General features: G+C 64.5%; 16 protein-coding genes. 12 read left to right on the top strand and 4 right to left on the bottom strand.

The window, feature by feature from the left end:
• Positions 1-100 precede the first annotated feature (100 nt).
• The 11 genes from BerOc1_RS12130 (at position 101) to BerOc1_RS12080 (ending at position 11,862) form a co-directional block, all read left to right on the top strand.
• On the top strand, positions 101-661 hold the full coding sequence (locus BerOc1_RS12130) for a 4Fe-4S dicluster domain-containing protein (protein WP_071545947.1): 561 nt from the start codon (positions 101-103) through the stop codon (positions 659-661).
• A complete protein-coding gene (locus BerOc1_RS12125; RefSeq protein ID WP_071545946.1) occupies positions 661-1,563 on the top strand; it encodes a CoB--CoM heterodisulfide reductase iron-sulfur subunit B family protein in 903 nt (300 codons plus the stop codon). Before BerOc1_RS12130 ends, BerOc1_RS12125 begins: the two co-directional genes overlap by 1 nt.
• A gap of 15 nt (positions 1,564-1,578) precedes the next feature.
• Entirely contained in the window at positions 1,579-3,558 is a 1,980-nt protein-coding gene (locus BerOc1_RS12120) for a CoB--CoM heterodisulfide reductase iron-sulfur subunit A family protein (protein WP_071545945.1), read from the top strand.
• Positions 3,525-3,992 carry a hydrogenase iron-sulfur subunit gene (locus BerOc1_RS12115; protein WP_071545944.1) on the top strand — a complete coding sequence of 156 codons (468 nt, stop codon included), beginning with the start codon at positions 3,525-3,527 and terminating at the stop codon, positions 3,990-3,992. Before BerOc1_RS12120 ends, BerOc1_RS12115 begins: the two co-directional genes overlap by 34 nt.
• An 11-nt stretch (positions 3,993-4,003) precedes the next feature.
• On the top strand, positions 4,004-4,957 hold the full coding sequence (locus tag BerOc1_RS12110; RefSeq protein WP_071545943.1) for a 4Fe-4S dicluster domain-containing protein: 954 nt from the start codon (positions 4,004-4,006) through the stop codon (positions 4,955-4,957).
• Positions 4,957-6,015 carry a 4Fe-4S dicluster domain-containing protein gene (locus BerOc1_RS12105; protein ID WP_071545942.1) on the top strand — a complete coding sequence of 353 codons (1,059 nt, stop codon included), beginning with the start codon at positions 4,957-4,959 and terminating at the stop codon, positions 6,013-6,015. Before BerOc1_RS12110 ends, BerOc1_RS12105 begins: the two co-directional genes overlap by 1 nt.
• Before the next feature lie 2 nt (positions 6,016-6,017).
• Entirely contained in the window at positions 6,018-6,872 is an 855-nt protein-coding gene (locus tag BerOc1_RS12100; RefSeq protein ID WP_371912959.1) for an FAD/NAD(P)-binding protein, read from the top strand.
• Between the two features lie 96 nt (positions 6,873-6,968).
• The gene (locus BerOc1_RS12095) at positions 6,969-7,448 is read left to right on the top strand and encodes a ferritin-like domain-containing protein (RefSeq protein WP_071545941.1); all 480 of its coding nucleotides are present in this window, start codon (positions 6,969-6,971) and stop codon (positions 7,446-7,448) included.
• A gap of 130 nt (positions 7,449-7,578) precedes the next feature.
• Complete coding sequence (locus BerOc1_RS12090; RefSeq protein ID WP_129586530.1) at positions 7,579-8,436, top strand: hypothetical protein; 858 nt, start codon at positions 7,579-7,581, stop codon at positions 8,434-8,436.
• A 98-nt stretch (positions 8,437-8,534) separates the two neighbouring features.
• Positions 8,535-10,655 (top strand): phosphate acetyltransferase, encoded by a 2,121-nt coding sequence (gene pta / locus BerOc1_RS12085; protein WP_071545939.1) that lies wholly within the window; start codon positions 8,535-8,537, stop codon positions 10,653-10,655.
• Position 10,656: 1 nt separating this feature from the next.
• On the top strand, positions 10,657-11,862 hold the full coding sequence (locus tag BerOc1_RS12080; RefSeq protein WP_071545938.1) for an acetate/propionate family kinase: 1,206 nt from the start codon (positions 10,657-10,659) through the stop codon (positions 11,860-11,862).
• Positions 11,863-11,986: 124 nt separating this feature from the next.
• On the opposite strand, the gene BerOc1_RS12075 is transcribed toward BerOc1_RS12080, so the two are convergent.
• The 4 genes from BerOc1_RS12075 to BerOc1_RS12060 form a co-directional block, all read right to left on the bottom strand.
• Positions 11,987-13,318, bottom strand: a complete 1,332-nt coding sequence (locus BerOc1_RS12075; RefSeq protein WP_071545937.1) for a DUF697 domain-containing protein — start codon at positions 13,316-13,318, stop codon at positions 11,987-11,989.
• A 103-nt stretch (positions 13,319-13,421) separates the two neighbouring features.
• A complete protein-coding gene (locus BerOc1_RS12070; protein WP_071545936.1) occupies positions 13,422-13,949 on the bottom strand; it encodes a hypothetical protein in 528 nt (175 codons plus the stop codon).
• Positions 13,950-13,981: 32 nt separating this feature from the next.
• A complete protein-coding gene (locus tag BerOc1_RS12065) occupies positions 13,982-14,215 on the bottom strand; it encodes a hypothetical protein (RefSeq protein WP_071545935.1) in 234 nt (77 codons plus the stop codon).
• A gap of 2 nt (positions 14,216-14,217) precedes the next feature.
• On the bottom strand, positions 14,218-15,690 hold the full coding sequence (locus BerOc1_RS12060) for an alpha,alpha-trehalose-phosphate synthase (UDP-forming) (RefSeq protein ID WP_071545934.1): 1,473 nt from the start codon (positions 15,688-15,690) through the stop codon (positions 14,218-14,220).
• A 210-nt stretch (positions 15,691-15,900) separates the two neighbouring features.
• Between BerOc1_RS12060 and BerOc1_RS12055 the strand changes: the two genes are divergently transcribed.
• On the top strand, positions 15,901-16,161 hold the full coding sequence (locus BerOc1_RS12055) for a co-chaperone GroES (protein WP_071545933.1): 261 nt from the start codon (positions 15,901-15,903) through the stop codon (positions 16,159-16,161).
• The last annotated feature ends 36 nt before the right edge of the window (positions 16,162-16,197 follow it).

Below are 16,197 nucleotides of genomic sequence, written 5' to 3'. Positions count from 1 at the left end.
GGTTCCCGGAAAGCGCAAGGAAGGACAAAAGGAATTGAGCATATCGCAAGTGCAATAACTCTCAAACACCGGTTGCCCGGTTAACCACTTGGATTACATCATGGACACGATACAAATGAGCCACTCCGTCGACGCGGAATTCATCCGCCAGGTGGAGCAGGAAAGCGGACAGAACGTCAGCCTGTGCTACCAGTGCGGGAACTGCACGGCGGGCTGTCCGTACACGGAGTTTTACGACATCCCGGTGAGCCAGATCATGCGGGGCCTGCAGGCGGGACAGCGCGACAAGCTCATGTCCTGCCGGTCCATCTGGCTGTGCGCCACCTGCGAGTCGTGCACCACCCGGTGCCCCAACAACATCGATGTGGCGCGCATCATGGACATCCTTCGCCATATGGCCCGCAAGGCGGGCAAGACCCCGGAGAAGGAAGTCAAGACCTTCTGCGACGCCTTTCTCGACTCGGTGCGCCACCACGGCCGGGTCTTCGAAATGGGCCTGATGACCAAGTACATGACCCGGACGGGCCGATTCCTGACCGACATGGACCTGAGCGTCAAGGTCCTGCCCAAGCGCAAGCTCGCCATGACCCCGCACAACATCGTGGGCAAGAAGAGCATCGCCAAGATATTCGAACGGTATAACCGGGAGGGCGGCGAATAATGAGCGACACCCTGAGATTTGCCTATTACCCCGGCTGTTCCGGCCAGGGGACATCCATAGAATACGACCAGTCGACCCGCGCCATCTGCAAGGCGCTCGGCATCGAACTGGTGGACATCCCGGACTGGAGCTGCTGCGGTTCCACCCCGGCCCACACCGTGGACCACGTATTGTCCGGCGCGCTGTCCGCGCGCAACATCCTGCAGGCCGAGTCCCTTCAGGACGTCCGGGGCATCATCACCCCCTGCCCGAGCTGCCTGACCAACCTCAAGACGGCCAGCCACCGCATGCGCGACGCGGCCTTCAAGGCCAAGGTCGACTCCCTGCTGGACAAGCCGTGCCGCAACGACCTGCCGATCATGTCCGTGCTCCAGGTCATCTACCAGGAGCTGGGGCCGGAGGCGGTCAAGGCCAAGGTGACCAACCCCCTGACCGGGCTCAAGGTGGCTCCCTACTACGGGTGCATCATGAACCGGCCGCCCGAGATCATGGACTTCGACGATTGCGAGAACCCCATCGCCATGGACCGCCTCATGGAGGCCGTGGGCGCCGAGGTCATGCCGTTCCCGCTCAAGGTCGAGTGTTGCGGCGCCTCCTACGGCATCGCCAAGAACGAGGTGGTCACCAAACTGTCCGGCAAGCTGCTGGACATCGCCGTGGACTGCGGAGCCAAATCCATGGTCACGGCCTGCCCGCTGTGCCAGATGAACCTGGACATGCGCCAGGATCAGATCAACCGGGCCAACGGCAGCAAGCACAGCATCCCCATCTTCTATTACACGCAGCTCATCGGCCTGGCCCTGGGCATGAACGGCTCCAGCCTCATGCTCGACAAGCTGTTCGTGAATCCCTCCACGGTGATCCGCGAAATGAAGGCAAGCCAGGCTGCGGCAGCCTCGTAAGGAGAGTCAGTCAATATGAAAATCGGAGTTTTCGTCTGCCATTGCGGCAGCAATATCGCAGGGACGGTCGATGTGGCTTCCGTGGCCGAGCAGGCCCGGAACCTGCCCAACGTGGCGTTCTCGACCGACACCATGTACACCTGCTCGGAACCGGGCCAGGACGAGATCGTCCAGGCCATCAAGGAACACGGCCTGGACGGCGTGGTGGTGGCCTCCTGCACCCCGCGCATGCATGAGCCGACCTTCCGCAAGACCGTGGAGCGCGCCGGGCTGAACCGGTACATGTTCGAGATGGCCAACATCCGCGAACACGTCTCCTGGATCGGCAAGGACAAGGAGGCCAACACCCGCAAGGCCCTGGACCTCGTGTCCATGGCCGTGGCCAAGCTGGCCAACGACCGGGTCCTGACCCCGAGCAAGTTCGACATCAACAAGCGCGTGCTGGTCATTGGCGGCGGCGTGGCCGGAATCCAGGCCGCCCTGGACTGCGCGGACGGCGGCCTGGAAGTCGTGCTGGTGGAGAAGACCTCCACCATCGGCGGCAAGATGGCCAAGCTGGACAAGACGTTCCCGACCATCGACTGTTCGAGCTGCATCCTCGGCCCCAAGATGGTGGACGTTGCCCAGCACCCGAACATCACCCTCTACGCCTGCTCCGAAGTGGGCGACATCAGCGGGTACGTGGGCAACTTCAACGTGAGCATCACCAAGAAGGCCACCTATGTGGATTGGGACGCCTGCACCGGCTGCGGCCAGTGCACGGAGAAGTGTCCGAGCAAGAAGGCCACGGACCACTTCAACGAGGAGATCGGCACGACCACGGCCATCAACATCCCGTTCCCCCAGGCCATCCCCAAGAAGGCGTCCATCGACCCCGAGTTCTGCATCAAGCTGACCAAGGGCAAGTGCGGCGTCTGCGAGAAGGTCTGTCCCACCCAGGCGATCCGCTACGACCAGCAGGACGAGAAGGTCGAGGAGGCCGTGGGCGCGATCATCGTGGCCACCGGCTACGACCTGTTCGACTGGACCCGCTACGGCGAGTACGGCGGCGGCCGCTACCCGGATGTGATCACCTCCCTGCAGTATGAACGGCTGCTGTCCGCCTCCGGCCCCACCGGCGGCCACGTGACGCGCCCGTCCGACGGCAAGGAGCCCGAGACCGTGGTCTTCATCCAGTGCGTGGGCTCCCGCGACAAGTCCGTGGACCGCCCCTACTGTTCCGGCTTCTGCTGCATGTACACGGCCAAGCAGGCCATCCTGACCAAGGACCACATGCCCGAATCCCAGTCCTATGTATTCTACATGGACATCCGCGCCCCGGGAAAGATGTACGACGAGTTCACCCGCCGGGCCATGGAGGAATACGGCACCAAGTATATCCGTGGCCGCGTGGCCATGATCTACCCCAAGGGCGACAAGTACGTCGTCCGGGGATCCGACACCCTGCTCGGCACCCAGGTGGAGGTCGAGGCCGACCTCGTCGTCCTGGCCGTGGGCGCCGAAGCGGCCAAGGGCGCGCCCCAGCTGGCCGAGAAATTGCGCATCTCCTACGACTCCTACGGATTCTACATGGAGAGCCACATCAAGCTGCGGCCCGTGGAGACCAATACCGCGGGCGTGTACCTGGCCGGTTCCTGCCAGGGCCCCAAGGACATTCCCGCGTCCGTGGCCCAGGGCAGCGCCGCCGCGTCCAAGGTGCAGAACCTGTTCTCCAGGGACCAGCTCGAAAGCGACCCCCAGATCTCCCAGGTGGACATCAAGCGATGCATCGGCTGCGGCAAATGCATCCAGACCTGTCCGTTCGGGGCCATCGAAGAGATGGATTTCCGGGGCGCGACCAAGGCCCACGTCATCGAGACCGTGTGCCAGGGCTGCGGCATCTGCACTTCGACCTGCCCCCAGGGGGCCATCCAATTGCAGCACTTCACCGACAACCAGATCCTTGCGGAGGTCAACGCGCTGTGTCAGCCGACAACAATACTGAATTACGAATAGTAGGGTTCCTGTGTAACTGGTGTTCCTACGGCGGTGCCGACACCGCCGGAGTGGGCCGTTTCCAGCAGCCCACGGACCTGCGCATCATCCGCGTGCCCTGCTCGGGCCGCATCGATCCGCTGTTCGTGCTGAAAAGCCTGGTCAACGGCGCCGACGGCGTGCTCGTGTCCGGCTGCCATCCGAGGGACTGCCATTACTCCGAAGGCAACTTCTATGCCCGCAGGCGGCTGGAGATGCTCAAGCGGTTCCTGCCCATCCTGGGCATTGACGAACGGCGGTTCGAATACACCTGGGTCTCGGCATCCGAGGGCCAGAAGTGGAAGACCGTGGTCCAGACCTTCACCGAGCACATCCACGAACTGGGCCCCGCGCCCAAGCTGGACGCCTCGCTGCTCAAAAAGGCCGAAGCCCTGAACCTCACCCAGGCGGCCTGACGGAGATACCCATGTCGAAACTTGATGAATTGAAAAACGAGATAAAGAAGCGGCTGCCCGACCTGGACCTGGTCATCGGCTGGGAGCAGGGGTTCGACCCCCTGCGCACGAGCCCGTTGTTCATGCGCACCGAAGAGGACGTGGACAAGCTGCTGTGGGGACCGCTGTGCGTCCACAACCTGGCCACCTACCTGCCCTCCATGAAGGGCCGCAAGGTCGGCGTCGTGGTCAAGGGATGCGACAGCCGGTCCGTGGTCGAACTGCTCCAGGAAAAGCTGATCAACCGCGATGAGGTGGTCATCTTCTCCACGGCCTGCGAGGGCGTGGTCTCCACGCGCAAGATCCGCGACGCCATCGACACCCTGGACTATGTGGAGGAGGCCGTGATCGACGGTGACGCCTTCACGGTGACCGCCGACGGCGTGGCCTACGACCTGAAGATGGCCGACGTGGGCGCATCCAAATGCGCCCGCTGCCGGAACCACGCCCCGGTCATCTCCGACGTGTTCGTGGGCGAGACGCCCGCCGAGGACCTCGCGGACGACTACGCGGACGTGACATCCTTCGAGGAGCAGCCCCAGGAAGACCGGCTGGCCTTCTGGATGGGCGAGATGAACCGCTGCGTGCGCTGTTACGCCTGCCGCAACGCCTGCCCGCTCTGCGTCTGCCGCGATCACTGCGTGGCCCAGAGCCGCGAGCCGCACTGGCTCACCCAGGAGGACACGGTGCAGAACAAGTGGTTCTTCCAGATGATCCACGCCATGCACCTGGCCGGGCGGTGTACCGAGTGCGGCGAGTGCGAACGCGCCTGCCCGGTGGGCATCCCCCTGCTCCTGCTCAAGCGCAAGATGAACAAGGAAATCCTTGATGTCTTCGACTATCGCGCGGGCATGGACGTCAACGCCGTCCCGCCGCTGCAGGCATTCAAGGTGGAAGAGGACAATATCAAGGAGAGGATGCTGTAATGGCCGCCAAGTTCCTAGCTAAAGACAAACTGATTTCCTGGCTGGCCGAGCTGTCCGAGTCCAACCGGACCCTGGTGCCGCACCGCGAGGGCCAGGCCGTGGTGTTCCGCGAGTTCGACGGGGACACCGTGCCCGAACTGGAACGGCGGCCCACCGTGCCGCCCAAGGGCGCGGTCTTCCCGCAGTGCGAACCGCTGATGACCTTCAAATACGAAAAGAACCCCGAGGATCCGGGCAAGGTCAGCCTGAACGTCAAGGAGCGCAAGGACGAGACCCCGACCGTGGTCTTCGGCGCGCGCGGCTGCGACGCGGCGGGCTTCAACTGCTTCGACCGGGTCTACGTCACGGACAAGGTCACGGACCAGAACTACCTGGCCCGCCGGAAAAACACCCTGTTCGTCACCGAGGTCTGCGCCAAGCCCGCGACCACCTGTTTCTGCAACTGGGTGGGCGGCGGCCCGGCCGACACGGCCGGCGCCGACGTGCAGCTGACCCCGCTGGTGAACGGCTGGCTGGTCGAGGGCGTCACCGAACGCGGTGAAGCCCTCATGGACAGCCTGTACCTGACCGACGGCGCCGACCGCGAGACCGAGGCCCAGGAGGTCAAGAAGGCGGCCGAGGCGCTCATGGGCGAGGCCTGCGACCTGTCCGGAGCCCCGGAGAAGCTGCTCGCCCTGTTCGACGACAAGGACTTCTGGGAAGCCGTGTCCGACAAGTGCCTGAGCTGCGGGGCGTGCACCTACATCTGCCCCACCTGCTACTGCTTCAACGTCACCGACGAGAACTGCGGCCTGCAGGGCGTCCGCCTGCGGACCTGGGACAACTGCATGTCCTACCAGTTCACGGCCGAGGCCAGCGGGCACAACCCCCGGCCCGCCAAGGCGAACCGGTTCAAGAACCGGATCGGGCACAAGTTCGGCTACTATCCCTCCCTGCACGGCGGCAACATCGCCTGCGTGGGATGCGGCCGCTGCATCAAGAGCTGCCCGGTTTCCATGGATGTCCGCGAGGTCGTCCGCAACGTCATCGCCGCTCCCGTGGCCCAAGGGGATAAATAGTCATGCTCGAGGAAATAAAGATCACCAACGAACACAACCCGTACCTGCCCAAGATCGGGACGATCATCGAGACCGTGCAGGAGACGCCGAACATCAAGACCCTGCGCATCGTGCTCGACGACCCGGAGGAGATGAAGAACTTCACCTTCCATCCCGGACAGGTCGGCCAGCTCTCCATCTTCGGCACGGGCGAGTCCACCTTTGTCATCAACTCCTCGCCGACCCGCATGGACTATCTCCAGTTCAGCATCATGAAGGCGGGCGAGGTCACCGAGAAGATCCACGGCCTGTCAGTGGGCGACCAGGTCGGCGTGCGCGCCCCCCTGGGCAACTGGTTCCCGTACGAGGACCTCAAGGGCAAGGACATCGTCTTCGTGGGCGGCGGCATCGGCATGGCCCCCCTGCGCACCCTGCTGGTCTACATGCTGGACAACCGCGCGGACTACGGCAAGATCTCCCTGCTCTACGGGGCGCGCTCGCCGCAGGACATGGCCTTCCAGTACGAGCTGCCCGACTGGCTGGGCCGCGACGACCTGGACACGGTCCTGACCATCGACAACCCGTCCGACGGCTGGGAGCACAAGGTGGGCCTGATCCCCAACGTGCTGCTCGAGATGAACCCCTCGCCCGAGAATTGCGTGGCCATCACCTGCGGTCCGCCGATCATGATCAAGTTCACCCTGCAGGCCCTGGCCAAGCTCGGATTCGCCGACGACCAGATCCTGACCACCCTGGAAAAGCGGATGAAGTGCGGCGTCGGCCTCTGCGGCCGCTGCAACATCGGCAACAAGTACGTCTGCCAGGACGGCCCGGTCTTCACCTACGCCGAGCTCAAGGAACTGCCCAACGAACTATAGCCAACCTCCGTGGCCGGGGGCGGACGGCTATCCGCCGACCACACTCCGCCCCCGGCTTCAACACGGATCGATCCAAGAGAAGAAACAGGAGACATCATGGCATATTTTTTCCACGCCAACGAAATCGCGAAAACCGCGGTTGAGATCGAAAGAAAGGGACGCGCCTTCTACCTCCGCCTGGAGCAGGAGGCCAAAGGCGAAAAGACCAGGGAACTGTTCGGCTACCTGGCCGCGGAAGAAGCCAGGCACGAACAGATTTTCGCCGCGCTCTTCGAGCGCCTCGGCAACGTGGAGCTGCCCGCCTGGGCGACCAGGGAGGAATACACCGCCTACATCCAGGGCCTCATCGAATCCCACGCCCTCTTTTCCGACGACATGGTGACCAAGCGCATGGCCGTCATCGAGGACGAGCGGGAAGCGGTCATCATGGCCATGGGCTTCGAGAAGGACACCCTGCTGTTCTTCGCCGAGATGGAATCCCTGGTCCCCGAAAGCGAGCGCCAGGCCATCCGCGACTGCATGGACGAGGAGAGGGTCCATCTCTCCAGGCTCCAGAAGATCCTCAAGGAGATCTAGCTTCAACGCCGCGGCCGGACGTTTTTCAAGAACACACCTTGCCCCTTGGAAGGGGGCGGCCGACAGGCCCCCCCTTCCCACCCTTCAGCCTGGTCGTGAACGCCGCTGCCACCTGTACGAGGAAGACGTTATGTTTCAACAACCTGACCTGATGGACAACCCCGACCTGCCCCTGCAGTACGCCCCGTACACGCAGGACGACGACATCATCACCGGTCGGCGGCCCCTGCGCCCCCCCTTCCGCATTCAGCATCTCGGCGTTTTCTTCCTCTCGGACCTGTTCAGCGCCGAATACATGCACGATTCCGAATTCGTCCACCGGCGGCGGCTGGCCACCCTCTGCGGGAACAAGGAACTCTTCTTCACCGGGAACCGCTTCGACCAGTGGGACCTGGACGTGCTGCTGTACTGCGTCCGCCGTTCCCCGGCGGGCAACGGCGGCCCCGAACGGTGCCAGGTCAAGCCCGCCGAGCTCCTGCACGCGCACAACCGGCGCAACAACGAGAAGAACCGCGAACGGGTGTTCACCAGCCTGAAGCGGCTGTCCTCGGCCGCCATCTGCATCGAGGGCAAGGGCTATCAGTACACGACCCAGCTCATGAACCGCGTCCTGGTGGACGCCCGGCAGGAGGAATGCCTGGTCGAAGTCAACGGCGACGTGACCATGGCCTTCCGCAGGAACGGCCTGGAACAGATCATGCGCGAACGGCTTCCGCAGGGCGGCAACGGCCTCGCCAAGTGGCTCCTCGGCGCCGCCCAGGTCTACAAGGGCGGCTTTTCCTCGGATTTGAGGAGCCTGTACGACCTGTGCCGCCCCAAGACCAAACAGAAGAGCCAGTTCATCAAACGGCTGGAAAAGGCCCTTGAACAGCTGGAGGAAAACGGCATTCTCACCTGGTGGGAGATGGACGGCCACACCGTCCGGGCCGTGCCCCGCTCCACGCCCACCCGCAACATGGCCTGCGGCCTCCTGCACCGCTACCGCTAGACCCGCCCCCTCCGCCCAAACGCCCGCTCATACGCCACCGAAAAAAATTTCGGGAGGACGCATCGCGCCCGCCCCACGCCAAAACAAAGGATACCCCCATGTCTAAAAGCCTTTTCATAGCGGCCACCGAGCCGTACAGCGGCAAGTCCGCCATCCTGCTGGGGCTCATGCACCTGTTGCATGCCAATGTACAGCGAGTGGCCATCTTTCGCCCGATCATCGGCGACCCGGTGCACGACGAACACGACCACGACATCGATCTCGTCCAGAAGCTCTTCAAGCTGGACATCGAGTACGAACGGACCCACGCCTACACCCTGAGCCAGGCGCGCAGGCTGCTCAACGAAGGGCAGCAGGCCCTGCTCCTCGAGACCACGCTCAACAAATTCAAGGAATTGGAGAAGGAGTACGACTTCGTGCTCTGCGAGGGCACCGACTACATCGGCGACAGCGCCACCATGGAGTACGAGCTGAACACCTCGATCATCTCCAACCTGGGCTGCCCGGTGCTGCTGGTGGTCAACGGCCGCGACCAGGACGCCGAAAACGTGTGTGATTCGGCCCAGCGGACCATCGAGACCTTCGAGCAGCGGGGCCTCGAGGTCCTCGGCCTGATCGTCAACCGGGCCCGTCCCGACCTGCCCGCAAGCGTGCTCGACGACATCCGCGAACGCGTCCGCACCACCCATCCCCTGCTCGGCTACATCATCCCGGACGACAAGCGCCTGGGCAACCCGACCATCCGCGACGTCGCCAAATGGCTGGGCGCCTCGGTCCTGTACGGCCACGGCCAGCTCGACCGGCCGGTGGACGACTGCCTGGTGGCGGCCATGCACATAGGCAATTTCCTCAAGTACCTGACCGAAGGGAGCCTGATCATCACCCCCGGCGACCGCTCGGACATCATCCTGGCCAGCCTGACCTCGCGCCAGTCCTCGGCCTACGGGAACATCGCGGGCATGGTCCTGACCGGCGGCCTCCAGCCGTCGGACACCATCCACCGGCTGATCGAAGGCTGGACCGGCGTGCCCATGCCCATCCTGAGCGTGGAGGACCACACGTTCAAGGCCACCCAGATCCTCCAGGCCCTGCACGGCACCATCGACCCGGAAAACCCGGCCAAGGTCGCCTCGGCCATCGAGCTGTTCGACTCCAACGTGAACACCGAGGAGCTGCAAAAACGCTTGGTGACCACCAAGTCCCGGAAGATCACCCCGTTCATGTTCGAGTACAACCTGATCGAAAGGGCCAAGGCCCGGCCGCAGCGCATCGTCCTGCCCGAGGGCAACAGCGACCGCGTGATCCAGGCCACGGAGATCCTGCTGCGCCGCAACGTGGCCGAGATCATCCTGCTCGGCGACGAGACCGCCGTCCGCGAGCAGGCGGCCCGCCTGGGCGTACGGCTTGACGGGGCGCGGATCGTCAACCCGACCACGTCCGAACGGTTCGAGGACTACGCGCAGGCCTATTTCGAGGCCCGCAAGAAAAAGGGCATCCTCATGAAGGACGCCCGCGACCGGATGAGCGATCCGACCTATTTCGGGACCATGATGGTCAAGATGGGCGACGCCGACGGCATGGTTTCCGGATCGGTGACCACCACCTCCCAGACCATCCGCCCGGCCTTCGAGTTCATCAAGACCAAGCCCGGCTCCTCCATCGTCTCGTCGGTCTTCCTGATGTGCATGGGCGACCACGTGGTCTGCTTCGGCGACTGCGCGGTGAACCCCAAGCCGGACGCCCGCCAGCTGGCCGAAATAGCCCTGGTCTCGGCCGAGACCGCGCGCGTCTTCGGCATCGAACCCAAGGTGGCCCTGCTCTCCTACTCCACCGGCACGTCCGGCAAGGGCGAGGAAGTGGAGAAGGTGGCCGAGGCCGCGCGCATCGCCCGTGAGCTGGCCAAGGAACGGGGCCTCGACATCCCGATCGAAGGCCCCCTGCAGTACGACGCGGCCGTGGCCCCGGACGTGGCCAAGACCAAGCTGCCCGGCTCCGAAGTGGCGGGCCAGGCCACGGTCTTCATCTTCCCGGACCTGAACACCGGCAACAACACCTACAAGGCCGTGCAGCGCGCCGTGCCCGGCTCCACGGCCGTCGGCCCGATCCTGCAGGGCCTGAACAAACCCGTCAACGACCTGAGCCGGGGATGCCTGGTGCGCGACATCGTCAACACCGTGGCCATCACCGCCATTCAGGCCCAGGCAGAAAAGGACGCTTAACATGAAAATCCTGGTTATCAACTGCGGCAGCTCCTCCCTCAAATACCAACTGCGGGACATGAACAACGAAACGGTCATGGCCACCGGCCTGGTGGAACGCATCGGCGGGGAGATCGGCCGGATCGCCCATACCTCCCGCCCGGACGGCGACTCGCCCGCGAAACGGGTGGACGAGCTGCCCATCGCCGATCACACCGAGGCCCTGAAGCTGATGACGGACCGCCTCCTGGACGGGGTGATCGATTCGCTCGGCGAGATCGACGCCATCGGGCACCGCGTGGTCCAGGGCGGCGAATCCTTCTCCCACCCCGTGCTGGTGGACGACGCCGTGGTCGAGACCATCCGGGCCAACATCCCGCTGGCCCCGCTGCACGAATCCAACACCATCGGCATCGAACAGGCCCGCAAGCTCTTCGGCGACGTGCCCAACGTGACCGTGTTCGACACCGAGTTCCACCTGACCATGCCGCCCCACGCGTACATGTACCCCCTGCCCATGGAGCTCTACGACGACCTGAAGATCCGCAAGTACGGCTTCCACGGCACCTCCCACAAGTTCGTGTCCCGGGCCGCGGCCGAGCACCTGGGCAAGAAGCCCGAAGAGGTCAACCTGATCACCCTGCACCTGGGCAACGGCTGCTCCATGGACGCGGTGGAAAAGGGCAAGTGCGTGGACACCACCATGGGCCTGACGCCCCTGGCCGGCCTGATGATGGGCTCGCGGTGCGGCGACATCGACCCGGCCATCGTGCCGTTCCTGGCCAAGAACAAGTCCCTTTCCCTGGATGAGATCGACGCCTTGATGAACCACCAGAGCGGCCTGCTCGGCATCTGCGGCATGAACGACATGCGCGACGTGCACCAGGCACGGGAGCAGGGCGACGAAAACGCCCAGCTGGCCTTCGAGATGTTCGCCTACCGGGCCAAGAAGACCGTCGGCTCCTTCCTGGCCGTGCTCGGCACGGTGGACGCCCTGGTCTTCACCGCCGGGGTCGGCGAAAACGACGACCACCTGCGGGCCAAGGTCTGCGAGGGCCTCGCCCCCCTGGGCATCCATATCGACACGGAGAAGAACGCGGTCAGGGAACCGGGCATCCGGGAGATCCACGCCGCGGGCAGTCCGGTCAAGATCCTCATCGTCCCGACCAACGAGGAACTGGAGATCGCCCGCTCCACCATGGCGGTGGTCAACGAAGCCGCCGCCTAGCCCCGATCCGGCATTCCAAAGCAGAACAACGCGCCCCGTCCGGCATCATGCCGGGCGGGGCGTATTCGCATCGGGCCTCGACGCCCTTCCGGATGGGGAATTCTCCGGGCGCGCGGCGCGCACCCTAGACGTCTTTCGGCTCGTCCCCGGGCTTCTTCTTCCGGCGCAGCAGCGTGTCGCGCACCGAGCGCACGCCCTTTTCCACGGATTTGCCCGTGGAGCGCAGCGCGCCCTTGGCCGAACCGGCCGCGCCGGACACGGCTCCCCCGGCCCTTTTGGCCAGCCGCCCGGCCCCGTCCGCGGCACTGCGGACCGTGCGGGCGGACCGCTTGGCGGCCCCGGCCGTACCGTCCACGACCTTGTCCAGGGCCCGGTCCACGCCGTCCACCACCGAGCGGGCCGAGTCCGTGACCCCGCGCCCGATGTCCCGCGCTCCGCGCCCCACGCTCTTAGCCCCGTCGCCCACGGCCCCGGCAGCGCCGGACACGCCGCGTCCCACGCTCCCGGCGGCCCCGGTCACGCCCTTGCCCACGGAGGTGAAGGCCTTTTTGGCCCCGCCCCTGACCGCCCTGGACGAGCCCTTGACCAGCAGCTTGGTCACCTGGGCCACGGTCTCGCCCGAGATGGACATGAACATGCGCGCCGCCTCCAAGGTGGCCGAGCGGCGCATGGCCCCGCGCCTATCCAGGTCCAGGCTCATGTAGTTGCGGGCCACGATGCCGCAGCGCATGGCCAGCAGCGCGTTGGTGGAGCCGCTTAAGACCGAACTGGTCACGGTGGAGGCCACGGCCTCGGCCCCGGGCATGACCCCCAGGGCCGACCCGGCCACCAGCGGCCCCATGAGTTCATGGATGTATTCCTCGATGCCGAACTCCTCGATGGAACCCGCCAGAAACGAGGTCGCCGCGATGTTCACGTACAGATTGACCAGCTCGCGGTAGTGCGGCCGCTGGGCGTACAGCTTGGAGATGCGCCAGGCCAGGCGCGAGATGAGAAACAGGACCACCAGGGAGTCGAGCCGCCCGTTCTGGGACACGGCCGAGCCGATGAACACCCGCTTGGCCGTGGAGCGTATCTCCTCGTCGGCCCGCCTTCGCAGGACCTCGAGCCCGAGTTCCAGGCCCGATTCGTCGCGCACGTCGACCCCCGAGTCCCTGAGCACGCGATTCCTGGCCAGCCGCTTCACGAGTTCGCGGCGGAATCCGGCCAGTTCCTCGGGCGTGGGATCGGCGTGGACCAGCAGCGGCCTGGGCCGGACCAGGGCCAGGGACAGCCACCAGGCCAGCGAGGCGAGGACCACGCCCATCAACCCCCAGAAGACCCACGGGGCCAGCGCCGGGTTGATCCGTCCGGCGAAATCGGCCAGCCCGGCGATGCAGTCGTACAGGAATGCGAGAAACGCGCCCAGGATGACGATCCCGGCAATGGTCAGGAAATTCTTCATCTGTTTCGACATGGGTTCCTCCACGCAGAGGATAAGCACGGCGCCATGAAAGGCAAATGGCGGAACAGGCCGCCCCGGGGCGGGACGGCCTGGAAAAAAGGCGATCGGTCGACCGCTACTCCTGGGGGATCAGCGGCTTGTAGTACATGCCGATCTTGATGCGGTCGGTTGCGAACTGGCTCTTGAGCTTGACCTTGAGGTCGTCGGTCTCCCAGCGGTACTCGTCCCAGCCGTCCGACTGCTTGTGGTCGGGCAGCCCGTAGGAATCCATCAGGGTGGCCACCACCTGCTTGACGTCCTGGGCCTTGTCGATCTCCACCAGCACGGTGTAGAGCTTGCCGCCGAGGAACCCGTAGGTCACGTTCGCGCCCTGGATTTCGAACACCCCGCACGGTTCGGTCTTGGTCACTTTGTAATATTTCACCCCGGCCACGGTGTGGGAGTAGGTGATCTCCTCCACGGCGGAGATGGGCGCGCCCCAGGGGATGGAGCCGCACCCCTCCACGGCGGGCGTGGAATCCGCCGGGGCGGTCGCCGCCACGCCAGCGGAGGCGAAGGCCAGGATCAGGGTCAGCGTCAGGGCCGGGATCAGAAAGCGGGTCTTCAAGGCGAACTCCTTGGTAACGGGTTCCATTATACTCATATGCATACCTTTTCCGAAAGCGCGACCGCCTGTCAACCATTGGTTTTGGTGCCCTTGTAGGTGAAGGCCTTCCTGTCCATGGCATAGTGACTCCCCCGGTCGATGCCCACGGCCCGGCCGCAGGGGCAGAAGACCTTGCCGTCCCGTTCCTCCATGTTCCAGACCTTGTCGATGCGGTCCTTGTGGCAGCGGTGCACCTCGCCCTGGCCTATCTTGTGATAGCGCCACAACTTGCGGCGGCAGTCGGCGCACTTGAGAACGAGCACGCCTAGACCCGGTTGAAGTGCACGGTGTCCGCCTCGGGGAAATCGTCCAGGGACTTGGCGATGCCCGCCCGGAGGAAGGAGTCCACCCAGCGGAAGATGTTGCCGCGCCTGATCTGTTCGCGCAGCCGGGTCATGTGCGCCTTGCGCTCCTCGATGGGCCAGTACAGGGCGCGGTGCAGCGCCTTGGCGATGCCCTCCACGTCGTACGGGTTGACCAGGTAGGCGTGCTTTTGCAGCTGGGCGGCGGCCCCGGCGAACTCGCTCAGGACCAGGACCCCGTCGCCCTTGTTGTTGCAGGCGCAGTACTCCTTGGCCACCAGGTTCATGCCGTCGCGCAGGGGCGTGACCAGCCCCACGTCGGCCGCCGCGTAGTAGGCCACCAGATCCTCGTGCGGCAGGCTGCGATAGTGGTAGTGGACCGGCACCCAGCCCGGAAAGGAATACTCGCCGTTGACCCGGCCGACCAGCTGCTCGATCTCGGTCCGCAGCTCCTTGTATTCGTCCACCTCCTCGCGGCTGGGGACCGCGATCTGGATGAAGTTGACCTTGCCCTTGAGGTCCGGGTAACGGCGCAGCAGGGTCTGGATGGAGCGGATGCGCTCTGGGATGCCCTTGGTGTAGTCCAGCCGGTCCACGCCGAGGATGATCTTGCGGTGCCTGAGCGCCTCCTTGAGGTCGAACGCCTTCTGGACCACGTCGGGCCGGGCCGCCATGTCCGAGAACTGGGCGTAATCGATGGAGATGGGGAACGCCCCGGCCCGAAACGAGCGGTTGCCCATGTTTATGGTCACCACCGCGCCGCGCCCCTCGACCCGGGCCTCGGGCATGAGCCGATGCAGGCTGCCCACGAAATTGCGCCGGTCCTGGACCGTCTGGAAGCCGACCAGATCGAACTCGGTCAGGGCCTGGATCAGCTTGGCCCGCCACGGCAGTTTCATGAAGATGTCCGGCGGCGGAAAGGGGATGTGCAGGAAGAACCCGGTGTTGCGCCGCACGCCCATGGACTTGAGAAAAAAGGCCTGGTGCATGAGGTGGTAGTCCTGGATCCAGATGTAGTCCTCGGGCGAGGAGCGCCGGGCCACGACCTCGGCGAACTTGAAATTCACGTCCAGATAGGTGCGCCAGTAGCGGGGGTGGAAACGGCAGCGGCTCTGCAGATCGTGGAACAGCGGCCAGATGATCTCGTTGGAAAAGCCGTAGTAGTAGCCGTCCACGTCCTCCTCGGTCAGTGGCACGGTGCACAACTCGTACCCGGCCTCCTCGGTGAAGTCGTCCATGAGCCCGTCCAGTTCGGCCCCGGAATCCGAAGTCCCGGACCAGCCGATCCACATGCCGCCCCGGTTCTTGAGCACCGGGGCCATGGCCGTGACCAGCCCGCCCGAGCCCTGTTTGAGCTTCCAGCCGTCCTCATCCTTGCGGAGGGCGACCGGAAGGCGATTGGAGACCACCACCAGCCGTTTTAGCGCGGGTTCCATCCTGTTTCTGCTCCCTTTTTCTCGGTTATTCGCTTTTTTTCTAAGTATAGCACTACCCCGCATCGGTGGGGATTTCAACCGCGCCCCCGAAACGGTCCGGAAAAATATGCGCCCGTCCTGTTGACACCGCCCGCGCCGTACTTATCTCTTGGCCCAGTCGAAACATACGCCGCCACTGCTTGCGGTGAAGACAGCATAAGGAGACTTTTCATGGGTTTGAAACCGCTCAATGACCGCGTCATCGTCCAGAGGAAGGAAGAAGAGGAAAAGACCGCCGGGGGCATCTACATCCCGGATTCCGCCAAGGAAAAACCCCAGAACGGCGTCGTCCTGGCCGCCGGCCCCGAGTGCAAGACCGTCAAGGACGGCGACATCGTCCTGTTCGCCAAGTACGCGGGCAGCGAGTTCAGCATGGACGGGGACGAACTGATTATCATGCGCGAGGACGACATCCTCGGCGTCTTCGCCTAAAACCGTCCATAAAGGCCCGATTGCTTCGTTGCTGCA

Origin of the sequence: Pseudodesulfovibrio hydrargyri, from assembly GCF_001874525.1 — a bacterium.
GTDB classification, from domain to species: Bacteria; Desulfobacterota; Desulfovibrionia; order Desulfovibrionales; family Desulfovibrionaceae; genus Pseudodesulfovibrio; species Pseudodesulfovibrio hydrargyri.
Note: the sequence above shows the minus strand (reverse complement) of the source record. Positions and strands in the feature narration are given on the sequence as shown.

Excerpts from the sequence above, each read along its gene's own strand:
- BerOc1_RS12130 (WP_071545947.1), top strand. The coding sequence starts at position 101 with ATGGACACGATACAAATGAGCCACTCCGTCGACGCGGAATTCATCCGC.
- BerOc1_RS12110 (WP_071545943.1), top strand. The coding sequence starts at position 4,004 with ATGTCGAAACTTGATGAATTGAAAAACGAGATAAAGAAGCGGCTGCCC.
- BerOc1_RS12100 (WP_371912959.1), top strand. The coding sequence starts at position 6,018 with ATGCTCGAGGAAATAAAGATCACCAACGAACACAACCCGTACCTGCCC.
- BerOc1_RS12055 (WP_071545933.1), top strand. The coding sequence starts at position 15,901 with ATGGGTTTGAAACCGCTCAATGACCGCGTCATCGTCCAGAGGAAGGAA.
- BerOc1_RS12095 (WP_071545941.1), top strand. The coding sequence starts at position 6,969 with ATGGCATATTTTTTCCACGCCAACGAAATCGCGAAAACCGCGGTTGAG.
- BerOc1_RS12080 (WP_071545938.1), top strand. The coding sequence starts at position 10,657 with ATGAAAATCCTGGTTATCAACTGCGGCAGCTCCTCCCTCAAATACCAA.
- BerOc1_RS12070 (WP_071545936.1), bottom strand. The coding sequence starts at position 13,949 with ATGAGTATAATGGAACCCGTTACCAAGGAGTTCGCCTTGAAGACCCGC.
- BerOc1_RS12105 (WP_071545942.1), top strand. The coding sequence starts at position 4,957 with ATGGCCGCCAAGTTCCTAGCTAAAGACAAACTGATTTCCTGGCTGGCC.
- BerOc1_RS12125 (WP_071545946.1), top strand. The coding sequence starts at position 661 with ATGAGCGACACCCTGAGATTTGCCTATTACCCCGGCTGTTCCGGCCAG.
- pta (WP_071545939.1), top strand. The coding sequence starts at position 8,535 with ATGTCTAAAAGCCTTTTCATAGCGGCCACCGAGCCGTACAGCGGCAAG.
- BerOc1_RS12075 (WP_071545937.1), bottom strand. The coding sequence starts at position 13,318 with ATGTCGAAACAGATGAAGAATTTCCTGACCATTGCCGGGATCGTCATC.
- BerOc1_RS12060 (WP_071545934.1), bottom strand. The coding sequence starts at position 15,690 with ATGGAACCCGCGCTAAAACGGCTGGTGGTGGTCTCCAATCGCCTTCCG.
- BerOc1_RS12090 (WP_129586530.1), top strand. The coding sequence starts at position 7,579 with ATGTTTCAACAACCTGACCTGATGGACAACCCCGACCTGCCCCTGCAG.
- BerOc1_RS12120 (WP_071545945.1), top strand. The coding sequence starts at position 1,579 with ATGAAAATCGGAGTTTTCGTCTGCCATTGCGGCAGCAATATCGCAGGG.